This is a genomic window from Arthrobacter sp. Z4-13, assembly GCF_054792705.1.
In genome coordinates this window covers 3,410,530-3,431,136 of the sequence record NZ_CP096459.1, presented here as the reverse complement: position 1 = coordinate 3,431,136, position 20,607 = coordinate 3,410,530, and the positions used below count along the sequence as shown (strand labels likewise).

Below are 20,607 nucleotides of genomic sequence, written 5' to 3'. Positions count from 1 at the left end.
TGGTGTCCTGGCGGGGCTTAAGACTCGCCAGGGAAGCGGCCACCTATCAGTCGCGTCATATGTTCCGCCGTCGTGAGCAGGGACTCCACCCAGGTTTGGCAGGTCTCCAGCGGCATCCGGAGGGTGGGCCCGCTGATGGTCACCGCGCCCACTAAACCCGCCGCAGAGTCGAAAACCGGGGCGGACAAACCGGATGCGCCGTCTTCACGCTCGCCAACGGTGATGGCAAACCCGTCCCGCCGTGTCTGTTTAACGGCAATGACCAGGTCCTCGGAGGTGGTGATGGTGGATTCGGTGATAGGCGTCAGCGGATCGCGCTGGACTGCCTCCATGAGCTCCGGATCCCATGCCAACAGAACCCGCCCTGCCGAGCCTGCGTACAGCGGCGCCACCTTGCCCAGATGCATCTCGCGGCGAAGTGCATGGCGCGTTTCTGCCATGGCCACACACACGCGGTAATGCTGTTCGGACTTGAAGAAGCAGGTAGTTTCGCCCGTGGTATCGCGCAACGTCTTGAGCAGCGGGCTCAGGATGTCCACAACTTCCATGCCTCGGGTGGCTGGAGCCGCCCAATAGGCCATCCGCATTCCGATGCGGTAAGCATCTTCTTCACGGTCCAGGAATCCCTGTGAGGTCAGGTTCGTGACAAGGCGCTGGACAGTAGACGTGGGCAGTCCCGTGTGTTCGCGGATATCGCTGAGGGAGAGAACCGGCCTGGCGAGGGAGAACGCATCGAGGATCGAGGTGATCTTGCCCAGGACAAGGAGCGGATTGCCGCTGGAATTCGCTGAAGCATCGGACGCTGACATGGACCTCACGCTAGACGCTGCCCGCATGCGAAATCCACTCGCCCCTCCGCTGGTGCAGGGCAGCTACAGGGGAGGCCGCACCAGACGTTGGTTTGCGGCCTCCCTCAGCCTCTGCCAACGTCCCTCGCAGTTCACCCGCCAGCAACCTTCCCCGGCCGTCCGTTCCCTTGTGTCGGCTGCCTTCCTCTCGGTGCAGAGCTGGGGGTGTCTGATAGACACTGCCACTGGCCGGACAGGCTGCGTAGCGTGGAAGTCGTGGACGGGAAAGAAGAGATTCGTGAGTTCCTGATCTCGCGTCGCGCGAAGGTCAGCCCGGAGCAGGCAGGGATCCCCAGCTACGGCGGGCTGCGCCGTGTGCCCGGCCTGCGCCGTGAGGAAGTGGCGCAGCTGGCCGGGGTGAGCACGGACTACTACACGCGGCTGGAGCGCGGCAGCCTCCGTGGCGTCTCCGATTCGGTGCTTGAGGCCGTGGCCTCCGCCCTCCAGCTGGACGAAGCCGAGCGGGCACACCTGATGGACCTGGCACGGACGGCCAACGTGCGCTCGCGCCGGACGCCCCGCCGGCCGACCCGGCAACAGGTCCGTCCCGGTGTGCTGCGTCTGCTGGACGGAATGACGGGAGTGGCGGCCATAGTGCAGAACGGCCGCTCGGATTTGCTGGTTGCAAACCAGTTGGGCCTTGCCCTCTACGGGCCGGTGTTCAACTCGGTTGAGTCGCAGGGCCCCGACGGCCCCGCCCGGCGGTCGAACCAGGCACGCTACGTCTTCCTCGATCCGGACGCAGGTGACTTCTATCCGGACTGGAACGCGATCGCGGCCACCACGGTGGCGATGCTCCGGCTTGAATCCGGCCGGAATCCCCACGACCGGCGCTGAACGAGCTGGTCGGGGAATTGACCACCCGCAGCGGTCTGTTCGCCGCGCTGTGGGCCGGGCACGACGTGCGGATCCACACCACGGGAACCAAGCGCTTTCACCACCCGGTGGCCGGCGACCTGTCCCTGCAGTTCGAGACGCTGGACCTTCCCGGTGACGAGGGGCAGACCGTGTTCACCTTCTCGGCGGAGCCGGGCTCCGCCTCTGAAAACGCGCTGGCGTTCCTCGCCAGCTGGGCAGCATCACCGCCCGCAACAACCACCTCCGGCGATCCTGCCGGCGGATCCACCCTCCCTGAGCGCGCCCCGGCGCAACCGGGAACACGCAACACAGGAAAGACAGAACAAACACATGACTGAGCAGAACACCACCAGCGGGCAGGAAGCCACGAAGGGCAAACAGGTCTGGTTCATCACCGGCGCAGGCCGCGGCCTGGGGACCGACATCGCGAAGGCAGCCCTGGTGGCCGGCCACGCGGTGGTCGCCACCGGCCGCAACGCGGGAAAAGTCGCACAGGCCGTCGGTGATCACGCGGATCTGCTGGCCGTGAAGCTGGACGTCACCGAACCCGCAGACGCAGCCGCCGCCATCCAGACAGTTGTGGACCGGTTCGGACGGATCGATGTCCTCGTGAACAACGCTGGCAACTTCTACGCCGGGTTCTTCGAGGAAATCACCCCGGCGGACTTCCGGACACAGATCGAAACCACCATGTTCGGGCCGATGAACGTCACCCGCGCCGCCCTGCCGGTCCTCCGCGCCCAGCGCTCGGGCCTGCTGGTGACCATCTCCTCGACTGCCGGGATCGCAGGCGGCGAGTTCCTCACCGCTTACGCCGCTTCCAAGTTCGGTGTGGAGGGGTGGGCGGAGTCGCTGGCCCCGGAAATCGCACCGTTCGGCATCCGCAGCATGATCGTGGAACCGGGGTTCTTCCGCACCGAGCTGCTCACCCCGGAATCCACCAGCTACGCGGAATCCACCATCGACGACTACGCCGAGCGCACCCGGCAGACCGTCGCCGCCTGGCAAAGCATGGACGGCCAGCAGGGTGGCGACCCGGCCAAGCTCGCCGACGCCCTGATCCAACTGGCCGGACTCGAAGAGCCGCCACTGCGCTTCGCCGCCGGTGCCGACGCGGTGGGCACCTTCGAGACGCGGGCCAAGGCACTTCAGGAGTATGCCGGCGCCCGCCGTAAACTCTCCAGCAACCTCGCCCACGACGACGCCTGAACTGGACACGGAAGAGGACGACGGCGGGAGCCTCCCGCCGTCGTCCGCTTCGGTAATGAGGGGAGCCCCTACCCCAGTGAAGCGGCGTGCGGCATGGCGGAAAGGGAGGGCATCGTGGTTCCGGTGACCGGCTGGATGGCGGTCACCGTGGCGTAGCCTGCTGCCAGCAGTGCCGCGTCACTGTCCGGATCGGGTTTCTCCGTGGTGTCCGCGATGGCCAACCGCACGTGCTGCTGACCCCGTTCCGCGAGGGTGGTCTGGACTATGCCGAACCTGGTCAAGGTGGCCGTGCGGTACTCGGGCAGTTCGGGACCGGCGCTGTTCGGAACGTTGAGGTTCAGGACACTTCCGGCCTCCTGTTCCATCAGGAACGGCAGCAAACCGGTGGCCAGTCGCGCCGCCATGTCCCAGTGGAGCTCGTCGGGGTTGAGGCCGGTATCCAAGGACACTGCCATTCCACGCCCGTCGTTGACGCCGGCCGTGAGCGCCGCTCCCACCGTGCCGGAATGCAGAATGGCCCGGCCCACGTTGGCCCCGCGATTAACGCCGGAAAGGACGATGTCCGGTGGCGGGCCGAAGGCACCATGGGTGGCGATCATCGTGATGAAAGCCGGCGCCCCATGGACGGCATAGGCTTTGACCCCGTCCAGGTCCTCCAGTTGGCGCTCCTCAATGGAAATTTTGCCGTCCTGCTCCACAGCGGTAATCGAGGAACTGCTGCCGCTGGCTTCGGAGGCTGGTGCTGCGACCACAACGCTTAGGCCCGCCCGAACGGCTGCCGCAGCTAACGCATGCAGGCCTGGGGAGCCAATGCCGTCGTCGTTGGTAATAAGGACACGCGTGGGCTGGTTCATGTCGTCCTGACCTTTCGTGCCAGTTCATCGGGGCTCATCTGCTGTGCCGGTTCGTTTTCACTGGTGTCATCGAGTGGAACGATCCTGACGAGCTTGGCGAGCTCGTGAATTGCCGCTGCTTCTCCGCTGCCGAGGCCGTGGCGGGTGACGTTTTGCGCGCCGGCCGCTGTGCCCAAAACAACGGCATCATGGAGGTTCCCGTCATCAGCCAGCACCGCGGCCACTCCGGCGGTGAGGGAATCGCCGGCGCCCTTTGTTTCCACGGTTTCAAGCTGCGGAACGTGAATTTCGCTGACCGCGCCTTCGCTCAGGAGCAGGGAGGGCAGGTGCGCGCGGGTCACAATGACTGACGACGCACCTTCCCGGACGAGGGTGTGCATCGCTTCAATAATCTGGTCTGTCTCCGCGGCTTCGGCACGGCCACTGCTGACAATTTCCTCGTCGGACATTTTGATGACTGCCGGTTTGCCGGCCAGGACGCCGTCCAGCCTCTCGCCTGCCAGATCAGCGATGACGGTGCATCCGGCGGTGCGCAGGTCGGCCGTGAGCCTCCGGTACATGTCGGCCGGTACCGAATCCTCCCGTCCGGTGCCGCTGAGGATCACTGTGCCAGCCTCCATCCCGGCCTGCAGCGTCAGCCCGTAGAGTTCGTCCAGCTCATGGCGCGTGAGCCGGTGGCCGGGCGATTCCGCTACGATATTGCGTTCACCTTCGCGGCGGTCATGCACGTATGCCCCGCTGTTGCCTTCGCCGGCAACAGGCAGCACCCTAACCCCTTCATCATCGATCAGGTGCCGCAAAATGCGTCCGGTTTCGCCGGAGAAGACCGCAGACATGGTTACTGTTGCATCGAGCGCCTTGAGCATACGAGCCTGCCATACTCCCTGGCCGCCGGCGTGGATATGGATATCTGCGGTACCTTCGACGTCCTCAACCGTGACAGTCAGGACCGGGGAAGGGGCAAAAATCACTACGGAACCCATGCTTCACCAGGCCCTCCGGACTTCTCAACTGGAATCGTGGCCACCGTTACCTCTTTCCCACCGGAATCCTCCGGCCGTCGTACGGACAAGTCGAGTTAACATACTAAGCATACTTAGCACCTGGCGACCAAGGCCCTCGCAACCTATGGTGGGAACAGCGTCGATGGCCTCTTCAATAGCGCTGGCTGTCAACCACTGCCGGCAAGTGGAGCACAGGGAAGCCCGGCTCCGCACCGGAACCGGGCTTCCCTTCTTTGCCAGTACTTACGCGGACACCTCCGACGGCACTGCGCTGCAGTCCGCCGTCGTACCCGCAAGCTGCGGTGCCCAGCCGTCCTTGCCCTGAAGGTAGTTCCTGGCCGTGAAGTTGCCTGCCTCAGCCTCAGGCAACTGGGGCCGGTCGGGGGTTACCTGTGCACCGGGACCGCGGTTGTTGTACTCGTGGAACCGTGCCTCACGCCAGGAGAAGCCGCTCATGTCGGTCCAGGGAGAGCCGGAGATGTGGGCGCCGAGCCAGGAATCCCTGACCAGGACCTGGGCAACGGCCTTCGGATCGCCGCTCGGGTGCCACGGCCTGCCCAGGTGGACGGTATTCGCCCCAGCATCTGAGACCAGCCGGCATTGGTCGAAGAGGTAGCCATACTGAATCGACAGGGCCAGGCTGCCTGCTGTCACGTAGCCGTTGTTCGTTGTCGAGGCGCGGTCCAGTGACTTGATCTCGCAGCCGCTGAAAACGGCGGTGCCGCGGCCGAAGATGAAGTCAACATCCCCTTCCACGTAGCAACCTTCGAAGTAGAAACGCGCCTGCACGCCCGCGCCCGGTGAGTTGACCAGCAGGGTGTCCTGGTTGCCGAGCAGCCTGACGTGGGACAGCACCGAGCGGTCAGCCGTGATGTGCAACGCGACAGCCTGGCGGTCCTTCATCCCCATGTTGGCGGCCTCGTCGAAATCATTGCTGATGGTCAGGTTCCGGGCCACGAAGTCCGCCCCGTCAATCCGCACGGAGGCACTGCCCGACGTGCCGAAGTTCCCGCTGCCGTCCGGCTTGGGCGTCCCGGATGCATTGTTGTAGACGATCACCACGTCCTCCGGCCGGCTGCCCTGGCCGATGAACGAAATCCGCGGCTTGTCCGCCGGTACCCGCACGGCTTCCCGGTAACTGCCCGGCTGGATCCTGATGACCGTACGCTGGAGGCTGCCCGCGGGCACTGAGTCCACGGCGGACTGTACCGTCGGGAACGACTTGCCCGGTCCGACGTCGAGCGTTACCGGAATGTCGATGGGGCGTTCAGCGGGCCAATACATGCCCAGCAGGGGGTCGGCGCCGCCGCCGATATTCAGGAAGTAGCCCGGCGGGACGATCTCCTTGGACTGCAGTTCCCGTCCCACGAGCCGGGCCACGGCCAGCGCCCCGGCGGCCTGGAAATGCGTGTTGTCCTCGGAACCCCCCGGATACTGCGGGTGCTCGCCGGGAGCCAGGAAAAGGAAGTGCGACTTTGTTCCTTCCGGCCCCAGCTGCTGCCACAGTTCCTTCGACGAAGCCGTCAGGTCCACCAGCGGCGTGCCGGACGCAGCAGCGAGTTGCCGCACCGCCTCGGGATAGGCGCCGTGGGAATCCTTGGCATTGCCGAACGAATCGAAGCGGCGCCGTTCAACCGGGGTGACCAGGACGGGCTTGCCTCCGCGCGCCTTCGCGCCGTCGACGTAGCGGCTCAAATATTCCTTGAACGTGGAGTCCGGGAGCGTTCCCCGGGCGGGGTCCGTTACTTTTTCGTCGTTGTGGCCGAAGGAGATCAGCAGGTAATCGCCCGGCTGCATCAGGGCCAGCACCCGGTCCAGCAGCCCGGCGTCGGCAAAGCTCTTGGAAGACGCGCCGGACCAGGCGTAGTCAAAGACCGTTGCCTGCGGCCCCAGCAGGAGCGGCAGCGCCTGTCCCCAACCGGCGCGGGGGCGTTCCGACTGCTGGTACGCCGACGACGTCGAGTCCCCGACCACGAAGATGACCGGCTTAGTGCGGGGTTTGGTGGGGTCAGGGTCCGCTTGGGGGACGGCGCTGGCTATGCCTGTTCCCGAGAGTGCCAAGGTGCCTGCGGTGAGTGCCAGTGAGGCCAGGACGCTGCGGCGGCTGGGCAGGATGGCGGCCATCAGAGGTCTCCTCCGGCAGTGAAGATGGGACCGGTGGAGTTCTGGAGCAGGGCGGGCACCGCCTGGGCCGGGTGGACCTGGGTGCGAAGGGTGGGCGTCCAGGACGTGTCCTCGGCAAGCTGGTCCGCAGGCGCAGCAGCGGCGTTGTACTCGCCCCGAAGGTCAGTGATCTTGCCGTTGACGGCGTTCCCGATGGTGGTGATCACCGTTCCCTTGAAGCGGGTGATGATGTTCGCGGGGTCGATGCTGGCCGGAAGCGTGAAGGCATTCGCCTCGGCATAGAGGTGCGAATCGATCCCGGCGCCGAAAGTGTAGCCGTAGGGGACTGTGCTGTCCTCGGTCACCTTGAAATGGTTGTTGTACACGTCCACTTGGCCGAAACGGACCCGCGGGGCGCGCTGGCCGACGTTTTCGAAAACATTATGGTGGATCGTGACGCGAAGCCTGCCGGGGTCCCCTCGGTTGGTGTTGTCGGTGGAGCCAATCAGCAGCAGCTTGTCATGGTCAGAGAACCGGTTGAAGGACATGGTCACCAGGTCGGAGCCGTTGGTGACATCCACGGCGCCGTCATGCACCTGGTAGGGGCGGCCGAAGTAGAGCGGCTGGGAGCTGTCCAGGTTGGGGGCATCTGTGAATTCGGAGTGGTCGATCCAAACGTTGGTGGCCTTGTTGACCACCTGGAGCATGTCGTACTCGCTGTTCCAGTTACCTTCGGCACCATCGGTCGGATCCCAGGCCGGGAAGCAATCATGGGCGTCACGGACCGTGAGGTTGCGCACGATCACGTTGCTTGCGCCGTTGATGCGCAGGGCTGCACCGGTGATGCTGCTGTCCTGGGTGGCGCCGACGATGGTGGTGTTGCTGGGGATATCCAGTCGAATATTCTGTGCCTGCTTGGTGGCAGCTGCTCGCCTTGCATCCTCTTGCGGGCCCGCAGGCTCCTGGTCCCGGCCGTAGATGGCCGGGTCATAGTCCGTCAGGTACTGCTGAAGGCTGTAGCCGGTGCCTTCTGCATAGTTTTCGCAGGTCATCCGCGAGCCGTCCGGGGCCGTGTTGGCATCAATGGTGCCGTGGACCCTGACGATCTTGGGCTGCACGCCGCCAGCTGCGAAGGCGGCCTCCAGCTCGGCCTTCGTAGAGACGTCGTAGATGTGTGCGTCCGATGCTGCCGAACCACCGGTGGTGCCTGTTCCTGCCGAGGCCCAGCCGTCCCCCGGGGACAGGACCTGGCGCTCCAAGGGTGTCTGCGCGGTCTGGCCCACGGTGCCTGCAACCGGGTTAGGAGATGCACCTGCAGGAGCCGAAGCGATCAGTGCTCCTGCCACCGCTATGGCTGCCGACATGGACAAGTAGGTACTGCGTTTTTGCATGTTCCCTCTTCCGTCATTGGAATGACCTGCGCTCTGGTCCGGCGGCCACTATGACGCCGATCACAGCAAAGCGCTGAAAAGGACACTATCGAGAAAGCGGTTTCTCAGCAAGTGGTGTTCTGACTTGCGTGACGGAGTCAGATGGGTCATCCCCAACGTCCCAGGTGCAGATCGTTGTAACGGTTTCCCTGCACAGCGAGTACTGGCAGGGCCTCCCTAGCGACGGGTTCGCTGCCCCCGGGCCAAGATACAAGTCACGTGCTTGCTAGAACCGGGTCGTGCCGCGCATTTTGCGGGGACGTCCGTCCGGGTCCACCAGAAGACGATTTACGGGGTCCGCCCAGAGACGCTGAATGCGCCGCACTGGTTGCGCGTGGTGGTGCCGCACTTGACCCCTGGGGCGGGGCGAGCGGCCGCCGGTTTTATGCCAATCGTCCAGGGCGTCGGCGGCGGCTTTCCACAGGCCCAGCCCGGCTGCCGGATCGTGGAGCTGGAGGTCAGTCTGGTCCAGGCCCAAGTGTTCGGCCCAGAGCTGGAGCCGGAGCCCATGGGCCAACGTACGGGAAGCCTCCGGATCAGTGTCAGTGCCGGGCGCTTCCCGCTGACCAGCACCGGTGTCGACCACCGCGCAGGTAAGCTCGCTGTCCGTGGTCCAGGACCGGCGGTTGAAGTTGTCCGACCCGATCGTGAACCATGTGTCGTCGATGATGCAGATCTTGGCGTGGACATAGATCGGAGTCCCGGCTTTGTTCTCCAGGTTGAAGACGCCGAATCTGCCGGGGGCAGCGCGGCGCATCCTTTCAATGGCACGCAGTTGCCCCACCCGATTGGGCGGCCCTCCGAGCGGCCCGTCCGACGCCGGGTAGCGTGGCACCACGGCGATCACGTTCAACCCTAAGTTCTTTTCGAGGGCAGCTGCGATTCCGGCTGCGACCTCAGCCGACCACAGGTACTGGTCCTCGATATAGATCAGCGAGCGGGCCTGGGCGAAAGCTTTCGTGTAGGCCCTGGCAATGCTTCGCTCACCGCTGGGGGCGAAGGGGAACGGCGGATGCTTCACACCGTAGGTACGCAGCAGCTGCACGGCGTGGGGGCCGGCCGGCGGCGGTGGCGGCGCTGTCTCCGGCAGGGGTTTGGGGTGCCGGGGCATATCGGCCAGGCGTTGCAGCAGCATCCGGTATGGTGTGCGGTGGTCCAGGGGATGGGGGTCATTCCACCGTTCCGCGAACAGCTCCAGCACATCTGCCACAACCGGGCCACGAAGTTCGAGGGCGGCATCGTGCCACGGAGGTTGTTTCCCGTACCGGGAATCCATGTCCACCGCCTGCGGGTCTCCCTCGTGATCGGCGTCGTCCCGGCGGCCGTGGGAAAGGTCGATCCCGCCCACGAACGCGACGTCACGCGACGGGTCGTCACGACGGCGGATGACCACCAGTTTCTGGTGATGGCAACCGAAGAGGCGCACCCGCTGATCCAACAGCACCTCACCGCCGGCGTCATTGATCTGGCGGCTGAGGAGCTCGTTGGACCGGGTGCTCATCGGGGCCGAGATGCGCTCGCCGTGGGATCTCCAGATCAGGCCGCGCACTTCCACGCCCGCCCGTGCCAACCGCGCCAGCAGCTCACCGATCGTGGGTCCGTCCGCAGTGAGCCGCTCGTCGCCGTCTCCGCGCCAATCGGTGAACCATACACGGTCTCCGGCCTGTAGGGCCGTGAGTTCCTCATGGAGCCGGACGAAGTAGGCGGACCCATGGATCAGGGGCCGCACGAGGTTGCCCTCGGACCGGGACTCCGATCCGGCATCCCCGGCGTGCACGCCGGTGGCAGTGTTTCCCCGCTCCGCGCCACTCAAGAACCATCTACCAGCACTGTTGTCCACTCGATGTTCCCTTCGGACCCAGGCCGGCCATCAGGGTCCAGCCTCCTAAGTAGCCTACGACTGTGTTGGTCAATGTCGTCGGACCGTTGCTAAGCCCCGCGCCAAGCAACCTCGCTACGCCTGAGAAAAGGATCCGGACGACGGCGGGAGCCCCCCCCCGTCGTCGTCCGTTCGAGTTCTTTGCAGGGCGTCACCGACGGTAGTAGAAAGTGCGTCCCTGCGGATAACGCCTAGGCACTGAGGTTCCAGTGCACCCGGATTGCGTCTGCTATTTGGCCAGCGGTGATGTCGACGCGGAAAGCAACGGGCGCGGTCCCTGTCTCCTCAATGACGGTGTCCCGGTACACGCGGCCGCATCTGGGGCACAGCGTGTAGAGGTCCTCGTCCACCGGCCACGCCGCCAGCCCTTCTGGGACGGGGGCTTCTGCATGAACAGGCACTCCCTGTGAGTTCGCCTGAATCAATCCGTCCTGGCTGACGGTGTTGCCGCACACGCAGACGATTGTGGTGACATCATGACCGGTCACCTTTGCGGTTTCGGTGTTTATGACGACCTCCCCGGGGCTGGAAGGAACCTCCTGCTGGTACCAGCTTATGCCTGCTGATTCCTGGGCGCTGCCCTGGCCTACCAACTTCCGCAGCATCCATTGCCTGCCTGCAGTGCGGGGTCCACTATTAAGCCTGTCGGGAAGGCTGGGGCCTACTGAACCGCCCACCGCCGAAGGATCAAGGATTCGACATGAATAATGGTTCCGCTTTCCCGAACCGACGTACGCTGCTGAAGACGGCCGGGATTGGGGCGGCCGGCGTGGCCGGGTTACCCCTGCTGTCAGGTTGCACCGCTGCATCGGCACAGCTTGTACCGGCGGCGCCGGCATCGCTGCTCCCGGCCCCGCCGGGACAGGTCGAACCACTGCTGGACCGGGCAAAAGTGGATAACGCCCTGGCTAGGCTCGACGAATTCATCCAGGATGCCATGGGACGTACCGGACTGCCGGGCATGGCCGTAGCCGTGGTGTACCGGGACGAGGTGCTGTATTCCAAAGGCTTCGGGGTCCGGGAAGTCGGAAAGCCCGAGCAAATCACTCCTGACACCGTCTTCCAGGTGGCTTCCGTATCCAAGCCCCTGGCCTCCACCGTCGTCGCAGGGGTAGCGGGACAAAAGGTCATCGAATGGACCGACCCCGTTATCGAACACAACAAGAGCTTCGCCCTCCAAGATGAGTACGTCACCCGGAACGCAACCTTCGCTGACCTGATGTCTCACCGCAGCGGCCTAAGAACGGGTTCGGGCGATCTGCTGGAGGACCTCGGATTCGATCGTGCCTACATCCTTAGCCATCTCAATCAGGAACCGCTTGATACGTTCCGGTCCAGCTACAACTACAGCAATTTCGGCTACACCGAAGGCGGCCAGGCAGCAGCCGATGCGATGAAAATGACCTGGGAGGATCTGGCCGACGAGATCCTGTTCCGCAAACTGGGCATGTCCGCGTCCAGTTACCGCTACTCGGACTACGAGAGGGCCACCGACAGGGCCATCCTTCATGTGCCGCTCGGGAACAAGGAGTGGGCAGCGAAATACCGCCGCCACCCCGACGCTGAAGCCCCGGCCGGGGGCGCAAGTTCGTCCGTACGGGATCTGGCGCAATGGCTCCGGCTACAGCTAGGCAACGGCAGTTACGAGGGCAAACCCGTCATTGATCCGGCTGCCCTCCAAACATCCCATGTTCCCCATGCCTTCTCCGGTCCGGCGTCGGCTCCTGCTGCCCGCTCCCGCTTCTACGGGCTGGGCTGGAACGTTTCCTACGACGACCAGGCCCGCGTCCAACTGGGACATTCCGGGGCATTCAACCTTGGCGCAGCCACCGCCGTATCGATGCTTCCCGGTGAACAACTGGCCATTGTGGCCCTGACCAACGGCCGTCCACAAGGGATTCCCGAAGCAATCAATGCTGACTTTATGGACACAGCCCAGCACGGATCGCCCACCGTCGACTGGTTGACCTTTATCGCCGGCATTTTCAAGCAACAGGACGAGGCCGATAAACCTGAGGTCGACTACACAAAGATCCCCTCCAACTCCTCGCCTGCCAAACCAAACAATGCCTACGCAGGCACCTATAACAACTCCTACTATGGCCCGCTTGTGGTCTTCGAAGAGGGCGGGAAATTGGCCATGAGAATGGGGCCGACCGGCAGTCCCACGACCTTCCCGCTCACCCATTTCGACGGCGACATCTTCAGCTTCGAATCCATTGGCGAGAACGCCAACGGCTTGGCCGGTGCACTATTTGCGGCGGCAAGCAGCGGCACCTCGCCCAGCGTCATCCTGGACTTCTACGACAGAACCGGGCTGGGGACCTTCACCCGGGCCTCTTGAGGCTGGAAATTCCGACGACGGCGGCGGGACGTCCCGCCGTCGTCCATATAAATCATCATTGTGGTGGCTTCCCAACTGCGCCACCATGATCCTATGGACGCTGAAACTCCTAAAACGGTGGAACTGAGCCTTCCCCAGGCCTTCCTGCTATTGGCCACAAACGACCAAAGCGGCAAACCCGAGGTGCCCCTGTTCGCACTCAGGACCACGGTGGCAGGGGCAGTACTGGCGGAGCTGGACCTGTTCGGTGCTGTAGAGCTGCAGGGGAAGCGCGTCAGGGCTACCGGCGGCACCCCGACGACTGAGTTCGAGCACGAGCTGGAACTCATCCGTGCCAAGTCCCGGCCCCACACTCCCAAGTGGTGGGTCGGCGTGCTGGAGAGCCGTGCCGAAGTGCTGCGCGTCTACGAGGGGCTGGTGTCTCTGGGAATCGTGGAGCATGTCGGTGAAAAGCACCTGGGCAGGTTCCGGGCAGTGCGCTACCCGGAGCGGGACCATGCTCCGGAGGCGGCGATCCTGGAAAAGATCCGGGCAGCAGTTAGCGGTCCGCCGTCCAACCTTGAGGCGCCGGACACCACCGCGGCCGGTGACGGGACGGCCGTTGCAGGGACGACGGATGCCGGGACGGCCGGGGCCGCGGAACCTGGTGCCAGGGCGCCCGGTGCCAAGCCCGTTTCCAAGGCAACCGACGCCCGGACCATAGTGCTGATCGCCCTGCTGCAGGCGGCCGGACTCCTCGGCAGGCTCTTTCCTGAGGCAGACAGGATCCGGGCAGATGAGCTGGCAAAGGACTATTGGCCAGCCCGTGCGGTGGAGGACGAGCTTCGCATGATCAGGCTGGCGGAGGAAGAAGCCGCAAATTTGTGAAACTGGCTGAACCGCCGGGCGCCGGAGTTGTCCGCCCAGGTGTCAGCGGATCACCCAGCACTGACACCGGCGCGGTTCTGTTCCCACTCGCTCCGGCTAGTCGCGTACTCGACGTCGCCGTGTTCATCGCCTGGAATCGACACCGGCCAGTCAGCGACGAAAGCACGTATGAACCGCATCCCGGATTTTTCCATCACCCGACGCGAAGCCGTGTTAACGGCCATGGTCGAAGCGACGACCCGTTGCACCTCAAACTCGTTAAACCCCTTGGCAATCAGTGCACGGGCACCCTCAGTCGCGTATCCCTTTCCCCAGACGTCGAAGCGCAATCGGTAGCCCAGTTCCGGCTCGTTTTGCGGCGCGTCGGGGGCGGGCCGATAGTGAAACCAACCGAGGAAATCTCCTGTCGACTTCTCGATCACAGCCCAGAAACCATAACCTGCGTACCGACGGTAGTAGCCAAGGAACGCCGGGAGTACCTCGCCTTCAACCTCATCCCGGGGCGTCGGGGTGCCACCCGTGATGTACCGCATGACGCGCGGATCGCCGTCGAGCTCCACGAGCAGGTCGGCATCACGGAGATCAAACTGCCGCAGCAACAGCCGCTCCGTCTCCAGGAATACGAACATGCCGACATTCTCGCACCAGGGCGGTGTGGCCGGCCGTATTTGCCATGACAAATTCAGAACTCACCTTGCGCAATCCACAACGACCGGCCCAGGGTCTTGACCAAACCTGCCTGCTGCTGGGATAGTTTGGCACCCGGTGAGCAGCATCACACCGACCGTATCTGCGCAGTATTGGGGGATGACCATGAGCGACCAGATCATCACTGCCGTCACACCTGGTGAGCGGCCAGGCCTGTTCCTACTGGAGCAGGGCATGTCAACAACGGCCTTGCCTGAGTGCGAAGCGGAGCGACGGAACCGCCAGGCCTTGCACGCCATGGAAGTGGACTGGGGCAGAGGCGTGTTCGACTACGGGAAAATCCGGGCGATACTCGCCGGCCCCAGCAGCGAAGAGTGCCACCCTGACCACGCCAGTTGGAGCGCTTGAGTACGGATCAGAGCAACAAGAAGTATGAGTGGCAAGCGTGGCCACCGGATACGCTCGAGGGTATGCCGCCGAAGCGAAGGCGGCTTGCTGTCTGGGGAATGTGGTGGTTTTTCCTTTTAGGCGCACTCCTGGCCAGCGCCTTGGATGCACTGGAAATTCCACAACCCTGGCGCACGCTTTTAGCCCTCACGGCTTCGGCTGCTGTCTTCGGTCCACTGATCCGTGGGGTCGTACGTGAATCATCCAAGCTCCGCGCCGAAGGTATAGTGCTGCCCTCCTTTCCGATCACGCGCAAGACGCTTATTTCGATGACTGTTATCACCGCTGTTCTTTGGATTGCCTTCGTCTTCCTGGTCGCTATTGGCAGGCACACTTTTCCCCTTCTGCCGATCCTCGGAACGATCTGGCTGGCGTACCAGTTCTGCCGACAACGATCGGAACGTCAGCGAACGGAACGACCTGCTGGCTTGAAGTAATCGATGAGGAATCCTGCGAAGACGCCGGTCAGGATCAGCATGGCTGCCGGCAGAAGCGTTGCCGGGCCTACAAAGTCGCGAATGTCGATTTTAAAAAGCAACATCAGGAGGACCGCAAGGAGAATGTAGGCGATCGCCAACCCAGCTCCAAGGGCCGTAATAGTGCGTCCTAGTGTCTGCCGCTTCTTCTTGGGAAACTGCTTTGCATACTCCTCGGCTGTGCCGAATTCTGTTGCCGCTGAAGTCCCTGCTGCTGCCTGATGAGCCCGCACCTCGTCGAGAACTTCCGTGATCTCGGATTCTGACAAGCCGCGGATCCTGAGGTTGAAGGTTAGGTTTCGCTCGTAGTTCATGACTGTTCCTGTCCTGATGTTCGAATGTTGGCGAGGGCTTGGCTCATCCGGCCCCACGCTGCTGCCGTTCGGGTCAGCTCTGCGCGTCCTGTCTCCGTGAGTGTGAACTGCTTGCGGCCCGGCCCCGCCTGATCGTGCTGCCAGGTGTGCCTAACAAAGTTGAGGTCTTCCAGTCTTTTCAGGAGGGGATACAGCGTTCCCCCCTTGATGCGGGCGAAGCCATGAAGGCGGAGGACCTCGGCGATGGCGTAGCCGTGGCTTTCCCCACGACTGAGCACCGCGAGCACCGCCTGCGGCAGTGCCGCCCGGATCAACTCTTGGTCAAAGTCGAGATCTTCCATAGTTAGATCGTGTCACTACCTATGTAGGTTGGCAAGCCGGTTTGTGCCGGACGTAAAAACGCGACGCAACTGCCTGCAATTTCCTGCTTTTGTTGAAAGCGCTGACAGGAAAAACAAAAAACTGCTTTTGCGTCACTTTTTCGAAATCAGCATGACTTCGCCGGTCACGCCCGGAAACCCGCAAGGACGGGCGTAGGGTGCGGCCTTAAGCGGTTTTTGAAGGACTGGATAAAAAAATAAAAGCAGGTATGGTATCGGGTAACGCAAAGCATGGAAAGGCGTGATTCCGATGTCCGGAAAATCCCCCAAAAGCGGCGCTGCTAAAAAAGTCGGCAAGTCGATCCTTGAAAAAAGAGCAGATAAAAAAGCCAAAAGCGTAAACAGTGAAATTAAATTCTTAAAGCCACGCAAAAACCAGCGCTAAAAGCCAGCGGGCAGCCGAATTCGGGACTCCTAGCCTGGTCGGCTGCCCGCGCCAAACCAGCCGTTGCCGCAAGCCACCACCAGAGTTGAAGTATCCCGTTACAAGGACGCCACCATGAACACCTCCCTCAATGCCCTGATCGTCCCTGCCCGCCTCGTTAATCCGGTCCACATCAGAACCGTGGAGTTGGACGTGGCGGCACTGCAGCGTGTGGCCGCCGGCAACGTAGGACTTGTCACCAGCGGAGACTGGCACGTGTACCTGGACAGTGAGGGAATCAGGTACGCCGAGAATGTCCGGGCGGAAGTCCTCATCCGCGAAGCGGGCATCGATCTGGACGAAACCATCCACGGAACGGCCATGTTCCTGGGCCACGGCAAGCCGGGCGAGGAAGCGGACGCTCCGCGCCACCTCATCACGCTGGCGGAGCGGCTGTTCGATATACCTCTAGCTGCGTAGCTGGAATGATGCGGCCCTCAATTGGGCGGGGCTACCGCCGGGCTCTTGTCAACAACCCGGAACCGGTTCCCGTCGGGATCGGCGAGGACCACAAAGTCGGGTTCCTCCGGGTACAGGTCCCAGTCAACCCGCTGCGCGCCGAGGGAGAGCAGCCGTTCCACCTCCGCGTCCTGGTCGTCCGCGTACAGGTCAAGGTGTATCCGCGGGTGCTCCTGGACAGGCGTCTCGCTCAGCATGAGTGCAAGCTGCGCACCCGGGCCCGCCGCCGGTACGAGGGTCACCCAGGTCCCGCTGGCCTTCGTTACCCAGGGGACGCAGATTGGCTTGGCCGTAGCCGTTATCGGCCTGCTTGTCCTGGCGTTCTGGCCGGGCCACACGATCGGCAGAAGGACCAGCTCCAACAAGCAATAGGGCACCAAAAAGGGCAACGCCGCCGTCACAACCGGTCCGATGCGCCGATCTGAAGGGTGCGCGCAAGGCTGTTCGCGAACTCCCACAGCGCCCCCACTTCAGCGTCGCCGTAGCCGGCTTCGCGGTGGGCAAGCGCGGCTTCCAGCTGGGCCGCCAAATGCCTCCGGTCACGCGCAGACACAGCCACCACATCTGCGGCGGTCTTCACCCGGCGGACGTTGAGCGTTTCCGCGCCGCCCCAGCGCTGCCCGCCCAGCATGAACTCCGCCCGCGTTACTTCCTTGAAGCGGGACGACAACTCAGCAAGCAACTCGGAGACCGCAGCGGGGTGGGACTGATCGTCCACCGTGATATGGACGGCAATGGTGTGGCTGGTCATCGTGCTCATCCCGCCTCTTGAGGGTCTTCAATTATCCGACAGGTGGTTGGGGTTGTGGAAGGGGCGGAATTTCCGACCCATCGGACGGTAATTTTGCATCCCGCCCCGCAACCCTGTAAGGTGTGAGCCGTGTCACCCACCAGTGGCACATGCTTATGATCTGCGGCGGGAGAGTCCTGCCGGTACGTTCTGCAGGCGCCGTAGGAGCAAATCCTCCCCAGGAATCTCTCAGGCCCACGTACCGCCGCGGCAAGGCAACTCTGGAAAGCAGTCCGGGCAACCGGGCTCACCGACGGTGCAAGTGGCGCTCTGCGAACAGCAGGCAACGCAAAACTCTCAGGTCCAATACAGAGCGGGGAGGAACCCGAATCAACGTGGTGTTTCGGCACCACCTGAATTATGGAGTTCCTCTCATGACGGTTCAATCGTCCCCAACCACCTTCGCAGACCGCCATATCGGCGCGCGCCGCCAAGCCGACCTTGATACTATGCTCAAGGCCGTCGGCTACGACAGCGTTGATGGCCTCGTTGACAGCGCGGTTCCCGATTCCATCCGCCAGGACAAGCCGCTCACCCTCGAGAGCGCCCTGAGCGAAGTCCAGGTCCTCGCCGAGCTCCGCAAGCTGGCCGGCAAAAACAAGACGGCCGTGCAGATGATCGGCCAGGGCTACTACGACACCGTGACCCCGCCGGTGATCCGCCGCAACATCCTCGAAGCCCCTGCCTGGTACACCGCCTACACCCCGTACCAGCCCGAGATTTCCCAGGGCCGGCTCGAGGCACTGCTGAACTTCCAGACCATGGTCCAGGACCTCACCGCGCTCCCGGTGGCCAACGCGTCCCTCCTTGACGAGGCCACGGCCGTTGCCGAAGCGGTGCTCCTGATGCGCCGTGCCAACAAGGACAAGTCCGCGAAAGACGGCAAGACCGTCCTCGACGCCGACCTGCTCCCGCAGACCATCGCCATCGTGCTGGGCCGCGCCGAAGCCCTTGGCTTCGAGGTGGAAATTGCCGACCTCACCCACGGCCTGCCCGAGGGTGACATCAACGGCCTCGTCCTGCAGCAGCCCGGCGTTTCCGGCCGGGTCTGGGACCAGTCCGCCGTCATCGCCGAGGCCAAGGACCGCGGCGCGCTGGTCACCGTCGCCGCCGACCTCCTGGCCCTCACGCTCATTACCCCGCCGGGCGAGCAGGGCGCGGATATCGCCGTCGGCTCCACCCAGCGCCTGGGCGTCCCGCTGTTCTTCGGCGGCCCGCACGCCGCCTACATGGCCGTCCGCCAGGGCATGGAGCGCACCCTCCCCGGCCGCATCGTCGGTGTTTCCAAAGACGACGCCGGTGTCCCCGCCTACCGCCTGGCCCTCCAGACCCGCGAGCAGCACATCCGCCGCGAGAAGGCCACCTCCAACATCTGCACCGCGCAGGCCCTCCTCGCCATCGTCTCGTCCTTCTACGCCGTCTACCACGGCCCCGACGGGCTGAAGGCGATCGCCGAAACCGTCCACAACAACGCCCGCGCCCTGGCCACCACACTGACGATCGCCGGCCGCGAACTGGTGTCCGACACCTTCTTCGACACCATCACCGTCCGCGTGCCCGGCAAGGCCGCCAAGGTGATCACCGCGGCCGAAGCCCGCGGGATCAACCTGCGCCTCATCGATGCGGACACAGTTGGCGTGTCAGTCGATGAAACCACGACGCCGGAGGTCCTCTCCGCGGTTGTCGTAGCCTTTGGCGCCGGTCCCGTTGTGGACGCCGCCGGGTTCGAGCTGCCCGAGCCGGTGCTGCGCACCTCCACCTACCTGCAGCACCCGGTGTTCAACACCCACCGCTCCGAAACCCAGCTCCTGCGCTACATCCGCCGTCTCTCGGACCGGGACCTGGCGCTGGACCGCACCATGATCCCGCTGGGCTCCTGCACCATGAAGCTGAACGCCACCGCCGAGATGGAAGCCATTTCCTGGCCGGAGTTCGCCTCCATCCACCCGTTCGCTCCGGATTCGCAGACTGCCGGCTGGCGTGAGCTGATTTCCGGCCTGGAATCCGACCTGGCGGAGATCACCGGGTACGACCAGGTGTCCATCCAGCCGAATGCCGGCTCCCAGGGTGAGCTGGCCGGCCTGCTCGCCATCCGCGGCTACCACCACTCCCGTGGGGAGGCACAGCGCAACGTCTGCCTGATCCCGGCCTCGGCCCACGGCACGAACGCCGCCTCAGCCGTTCTTGCCGGCATGAAGGTGGTCGTGGTGGCCACGGCTGCTGACGGCACCATTGACCACGCCGACCTGCAGGCCAAGATTGAGGCCCACAAGGACGTCCTCTCGGCCATCATGATCACCTACCCGTCCACCCACGGTGTCTACGACTCCGATGTGCGCGAGGTGTGCGACGCGATCCACGCAGCCGGTGGCCAGGTGTACGTTGACGGGGCCAACCTCAACGCGCTTGTTGGGCTGGCCCAGCCGGGCAAGTTCGGCGGCGACGTCTCCCACCTGAACCTGCACAAAACCTTCTGCATCCCGCACGGCGGCGGCGGACCCGGCGTCGGCCCTGTTGCTGCGAAAGCGCACCTTGCACCGTTCATGCCGGGCGACGCCAACAAGGCTGCACACGATTCTGGCCCTGCCGGACAAAAAGGCGTTGCCATCTCCGCTTCGCGTTTCGGTTCAGCCGGCGTGCTGCCGATTTCCTGGGCCTACGTAAAGCTCATGGGCGGCCAGGGCCTGACCGAGGCCACCAAGTCGGCGCTGCTGGCTGCGAACTACGTTGCCGCGCGGCTCGATGAGCACTTCCCCGTGCTCTACACCGGCGAGAGCGGGCTTGTGGCGCATGAATGCATCCTGGACCTGCGCGACCTGACTGCCAAGACCGGCGTCACCGCCGAGGACGTGGCCAAGCGCCTCATCGACTTCGGCTTCCACGCCCCCACGCTGTCCTTCCCGGTGGCCGGAACCCTGATGGTGGAGCCCACCGAGTCCGAGGACCTCGCCGAGATCGACCGCTTCATCGAAGCCATGATCACCATCCGCAAGGAAATCGACCAGGTGGCCGCCGGCGACTTCACCTTGGAGAACTCCCCGCTGCGCAACGCACCCCACACGGCAGCCGCCGTCGTCTCCTCCCACTGGAACCGTTCCTACCCGCGTGAGCAGGCCGCCTTCCCGGTGGCATCGCTCCGGCAGGACAAGTACTTCCCGCCGGTGGGCCGCATCGATGGCGCAGCAGGGGACCGCAACCTGGTCTGCTCCTGCCCTCCGCTTTCCGAGTTCGAGGTTTCGACAAGCTCAACAACCGGATTGGAAGGCTGATCCC

20 protein-coding genes, 2 pseudogenes and 2 riboswitches are annotated in these 20,607 nt (G+C 64.0%); of the genes and pseudogenes, 10 read left to right on the top strand and 12 right to left on the bottom strand.

All coding sequences use genetic code 11. The features are described from left to right. Positions 1-17: 17 nt before the first annotated feature. Positions 18-809, bottom strand: coding sequence for an IclR family transcriptional regulator (locus tag M1E07_RS17650; protein WP_461187921.1), 792 nt, complete (start codon positions 807-809; stop codon positions 18-20). Positions 810-1,013: 204 nt separating this feature from the next. On the opposite strand from M1E07_RS17650, the pseudogene M1E07_RS17645 reads away from it, so the two are divergent. Then, positions 1,014-2,044, top strand: a pseudogene (locus M1E07_RS17645) (helix-turn-helix transcriptional regulator). Beyond that, complete coding sequence (locus tag M1E07_RS17640) at positions 2,037-2,915, top strand: SDR family oxidoreductase (protein ID WP_461187920.1); 879 nt, start codon at positions 2,037-2,039, stop codon at positions 2,913-2,915. Before M1E07_RS17645 ends, M1E07_RS17640 begins: the two are co-directional and overlap by 8 nt. Before the next feature lie 68 nt (positions 2,916-2,983). On the opposite strand, the gene surE is transcribed toward M1E07_RS17640, so the two are convergent. The 6 genes from surE to M1E07_RS17610 all read right to left on the bottom strand — a co-directional run bounded on the left by surE (position 2,984) and on the right by M1E07_RS17610 (position 10,790). Then, entirely contained in the window at positions 2,984-3,769 is a 786-nt protein-coding gene (surE, locus tag M1E07_RS17635; protein WP_461187919.1) for a 5'/3'-nucleotidase SurE, read from the bottom strand. After that, entirely contained in the window at positions 3,766-4,752 is a 987-nt protein-coding gene (locus M1E07_RS17630; RefSeq protein ID WP_461187918.1) for a PfkB family carbohydrate kinase, read from the bottom strand. The genes surE and M1E07_RS17630 overlap by 4 nt, the downstream gene beginning before the upstream one ends. A 264-nt stretch (positions 4,753-5,016) precedes the next feature. Next, on the bottom strand, positions 5,017-6,897 hold the full coding sequence (locus M1E07_RS17625) for a pectinesterase family protein (RefSeq protein WP_461187917.1): 1,881 nt from the start codon (positions 6,895-6,897) through the stop codon (positions 5,017-5,019). Beyond that, positions 6,897-8,267 (bottom strand): pectate lyase family protein, encoded by a 1,371-nt coding sequence (locus M1E07_RS17620; RefSeq protein ID WP_461187916.1) that lies wholly within the window; start codon positions 8,265-8,267, stop codon positions 6,897-6,899. Before M1E07_RS17620 ends, M1E07_RS17625 begins: the two co-directional genes overlap by 1 nt. Positions 8,268-8,532: 265 nt before the next feature. Then, entirely contained in the window at positions 8,533-10,119 is a 1,587-nt protein-coding gene (locus M1E07_RS17615; RefSeq protein WP_461187915.1) for a phospholipase D family protein, read from the bottom strand. Between the two features lie 257 nt (positions 10,120-10,376). Next, positions 10,377-10,790, bottom strand: coding sequence for a hypothetical protein (locus M1E07_RS17610; RefSeq protein WP_461187914.1), 414 nt, complete (start codon positions 10,788-10,790; stop codon positions 10,377-10,379). A gap of 95 nt (positions 10,791-10,885) precedes the next feature. On the opposite strand from M1E07_RS17610, the gene M1E07_RS17605 reads away from it, so the two are divergent. Both M1E07_RS17605 and M1E07_RS17600 read left to right on the top strand, forming a co-directional pair. Then, positions 10,886-12,529 carry a serine hydrolase gene (locus tag M1E07_RS17605; RefSeq protein WP_461187913.1) on the top strand — a complete coding sequence of 548 codons (1,644 nt, stop codon included), beginning with the start codon at positions 10,886-10,888 and terminating at the stop codon, positions 12,527-12,529. Positions 12,530-12,622: 93 nt separating this feature from the next. Next, positions 12,623-13,396: a GOLPH3/VPS74 family protein gene (locus M1E07_RS17600; RefSeq protein ID WP_461187912.1), complete on the top strand. Its 774-nt coding sequence runs from the start codon at positions 12,623-12,625 to the stop codon at positions 13,394-13,396. Positions 13,397-13,446: 50 nt separating this feature from the next. Here M1E07_RS17600 and M1E07_RS17595 read toward each other — a convergent pair whose 3' ends face one another. Then, positions 13,447-14,025, bottom strand: a complete 579-nt coding sequence (locus M1E07_RS17595) for a GNAT family N-acetyltransferase (RefSeq protein WP_461187911.1) — start codon at positions 14,023-14,025, stop codon at positions 13,447-13,449. A 178-nt stretch (positions 14,026-14,203) separates the two neighbouring features. Between M1E07_RS17595 and M1E07_RS17590 the strand changes: the two genes are divergently transcribed. After that, the gene (locus M1E07_RS17590; protein WP_461187910.1) at positions 14,204-14,452 is read left to right on the top strand and encodes a hypothetical protein; all 249 of its coding nucleotides are present in this window, start codon (positions 14,204-14,206) and stop codon (positions 14,450-14,452) included. Next, positions 14,449-14,928 carry a hypothetical protein gene (locus tag M1E07_RS17585; protein WP_461187909.1) on the top strand — a complete coding sequence of 160 codons (480 nt, stop codon included), beginning with the start codon at positions 14,449-14,451 and terminating at the stop codon, positions 14,926-14,928. The genes M1E07_RS17590 and M1E07_RS17585 overlap by 4 nt, the downstream gene beginning before the upstream one ends. Here M1E07_RS17585 and M1E07_RS17580 read toward each other — a convergent pair. Together M1E07_RS17580 and M1E07_RS17575 are read right to left on the bottom strand one after the other, a co-directional pair. Beyond that, entirely contained in the window at positions 14,895-15,281 is a 387-nt protein-coding gene (locus M1E07_RS17580; protein WP_461187908.1) for a hypothetical protein, read from the bottom strand. The genes M1E07_RS17585 and M1E07_RS17580 overlap by 34 nt on opposite strands. After that, positions 15,278-15,622, bottom strand: a complete 345-nt coding sequence (locus M1E07_RS17575; protein WP_461187907.1) for a PadR family transcriptional regulator — start codon at positions 15,620-15,622, stop codon at positions 15,278-15,280. Before M1E07_RS17575 ends, M1E07_RS17580 begins: the two co-directional genes overlap by 4 nt. Positions 15,623-15,911: 289 nt before the next feature. Between M1E07_RS17575 and M1E07_RS17570 the strand changes: the two genes are divergently transcribed. Together M1E07_RS17570 and M1E07_RS17565 are read left to right on the top strand one after the other, a co-directional pair. Beyond that, on the top strand, positions 15,912-16,046 hold the full coding sequence (locus tag M1E07_RS17570) for a hypothetical protein (protein WP_461187906.1): 135 nt from the start codon (positions 15,912-15,914) through the stop codon (positions 16,044-16,046). Between the two features lie 114 nt (positions 16,047-16,160). Then, on the top strand, positions 16,161-16,505 hold the full coding sequence (locus M1E07_RS17565) for a hypothetical protein (protein WP_461187905.1): 345 nt from the start codon (positions 16,161-16,163) through the stop codon (positions 16,503-16,505). Between the two features lie 17 nt (positions 16,506-16,522). On the opposite strand, the pseudogene M1E07_RS17560 reads toward M1E07_RS17565, so the two are convergent. After that, positions 16,523-16,792: pseudogene (locus tag M1E07_RS17560) on the bottom strand (VOC family protein); the annotation flags it as partial. Here M1E07_RS17560 and M1E07_RS17555 point away from each other — a divergent pair. Beyond that, complete coding sequence (locus M1E07_RS17555) at positions 16,740-16,916, top strand: hypothetical protein (RefSeq protein ID WP_461190483.1); 177 nt, start codon at positions 16,740-16,742, stop codon at positions 16,914-16,916. The pseudogene M1E07_RS17560 and the gene M1E07_RS17555 sit on opposite strands and share 53 nt — an antisense overlap. Before the next feature lie 25 nt (positions 16,917-16,941). Here the strand turns inward: M1E07_RS17555 and M1E07_RS17550 are convergent, their stop codons facing one another. Next, positions 16,942-17,304, bottom strand: coding sequence for a hypothetical protein (locus tag M1E07_RS17550; RefSeq protein ID WP_461187904.1), 363 nt, complete (start codon positions 17,302-17,304; stop codon positions 16,942-16,944). A gap of 147 nt (positions 17,305-17,451) precedes the next feature. After that, a riboswitch (glycine riboswitch) is annotated at positions 17,452-17,549 on the top strand. Between the two features lies 1 nt (position 17,550). Further along, a riboswitch (glycine riboswitch) is annotated at positions 17,551-17,656 on the top strand. Positions 17,657-17,708: 52 nt separating this feature from the next. Between M1E07_RS17550 and gcvP the strand changes: the two genes are divergently transcribed. Continuing rightward, positions 17,709-20,603, top strand: a complete 2,895-nt coding sequence (gene gcvP, locus M1E07_RS17545; protein WP_461187903.1) for an aminomethyl-transferring glycine dehydrogenase — start codon at positions 17,709-17,711, stop codon at positions 20,601-20,603. Positions 20,604-20,607 lie beyond the last annotated feature (4 nt).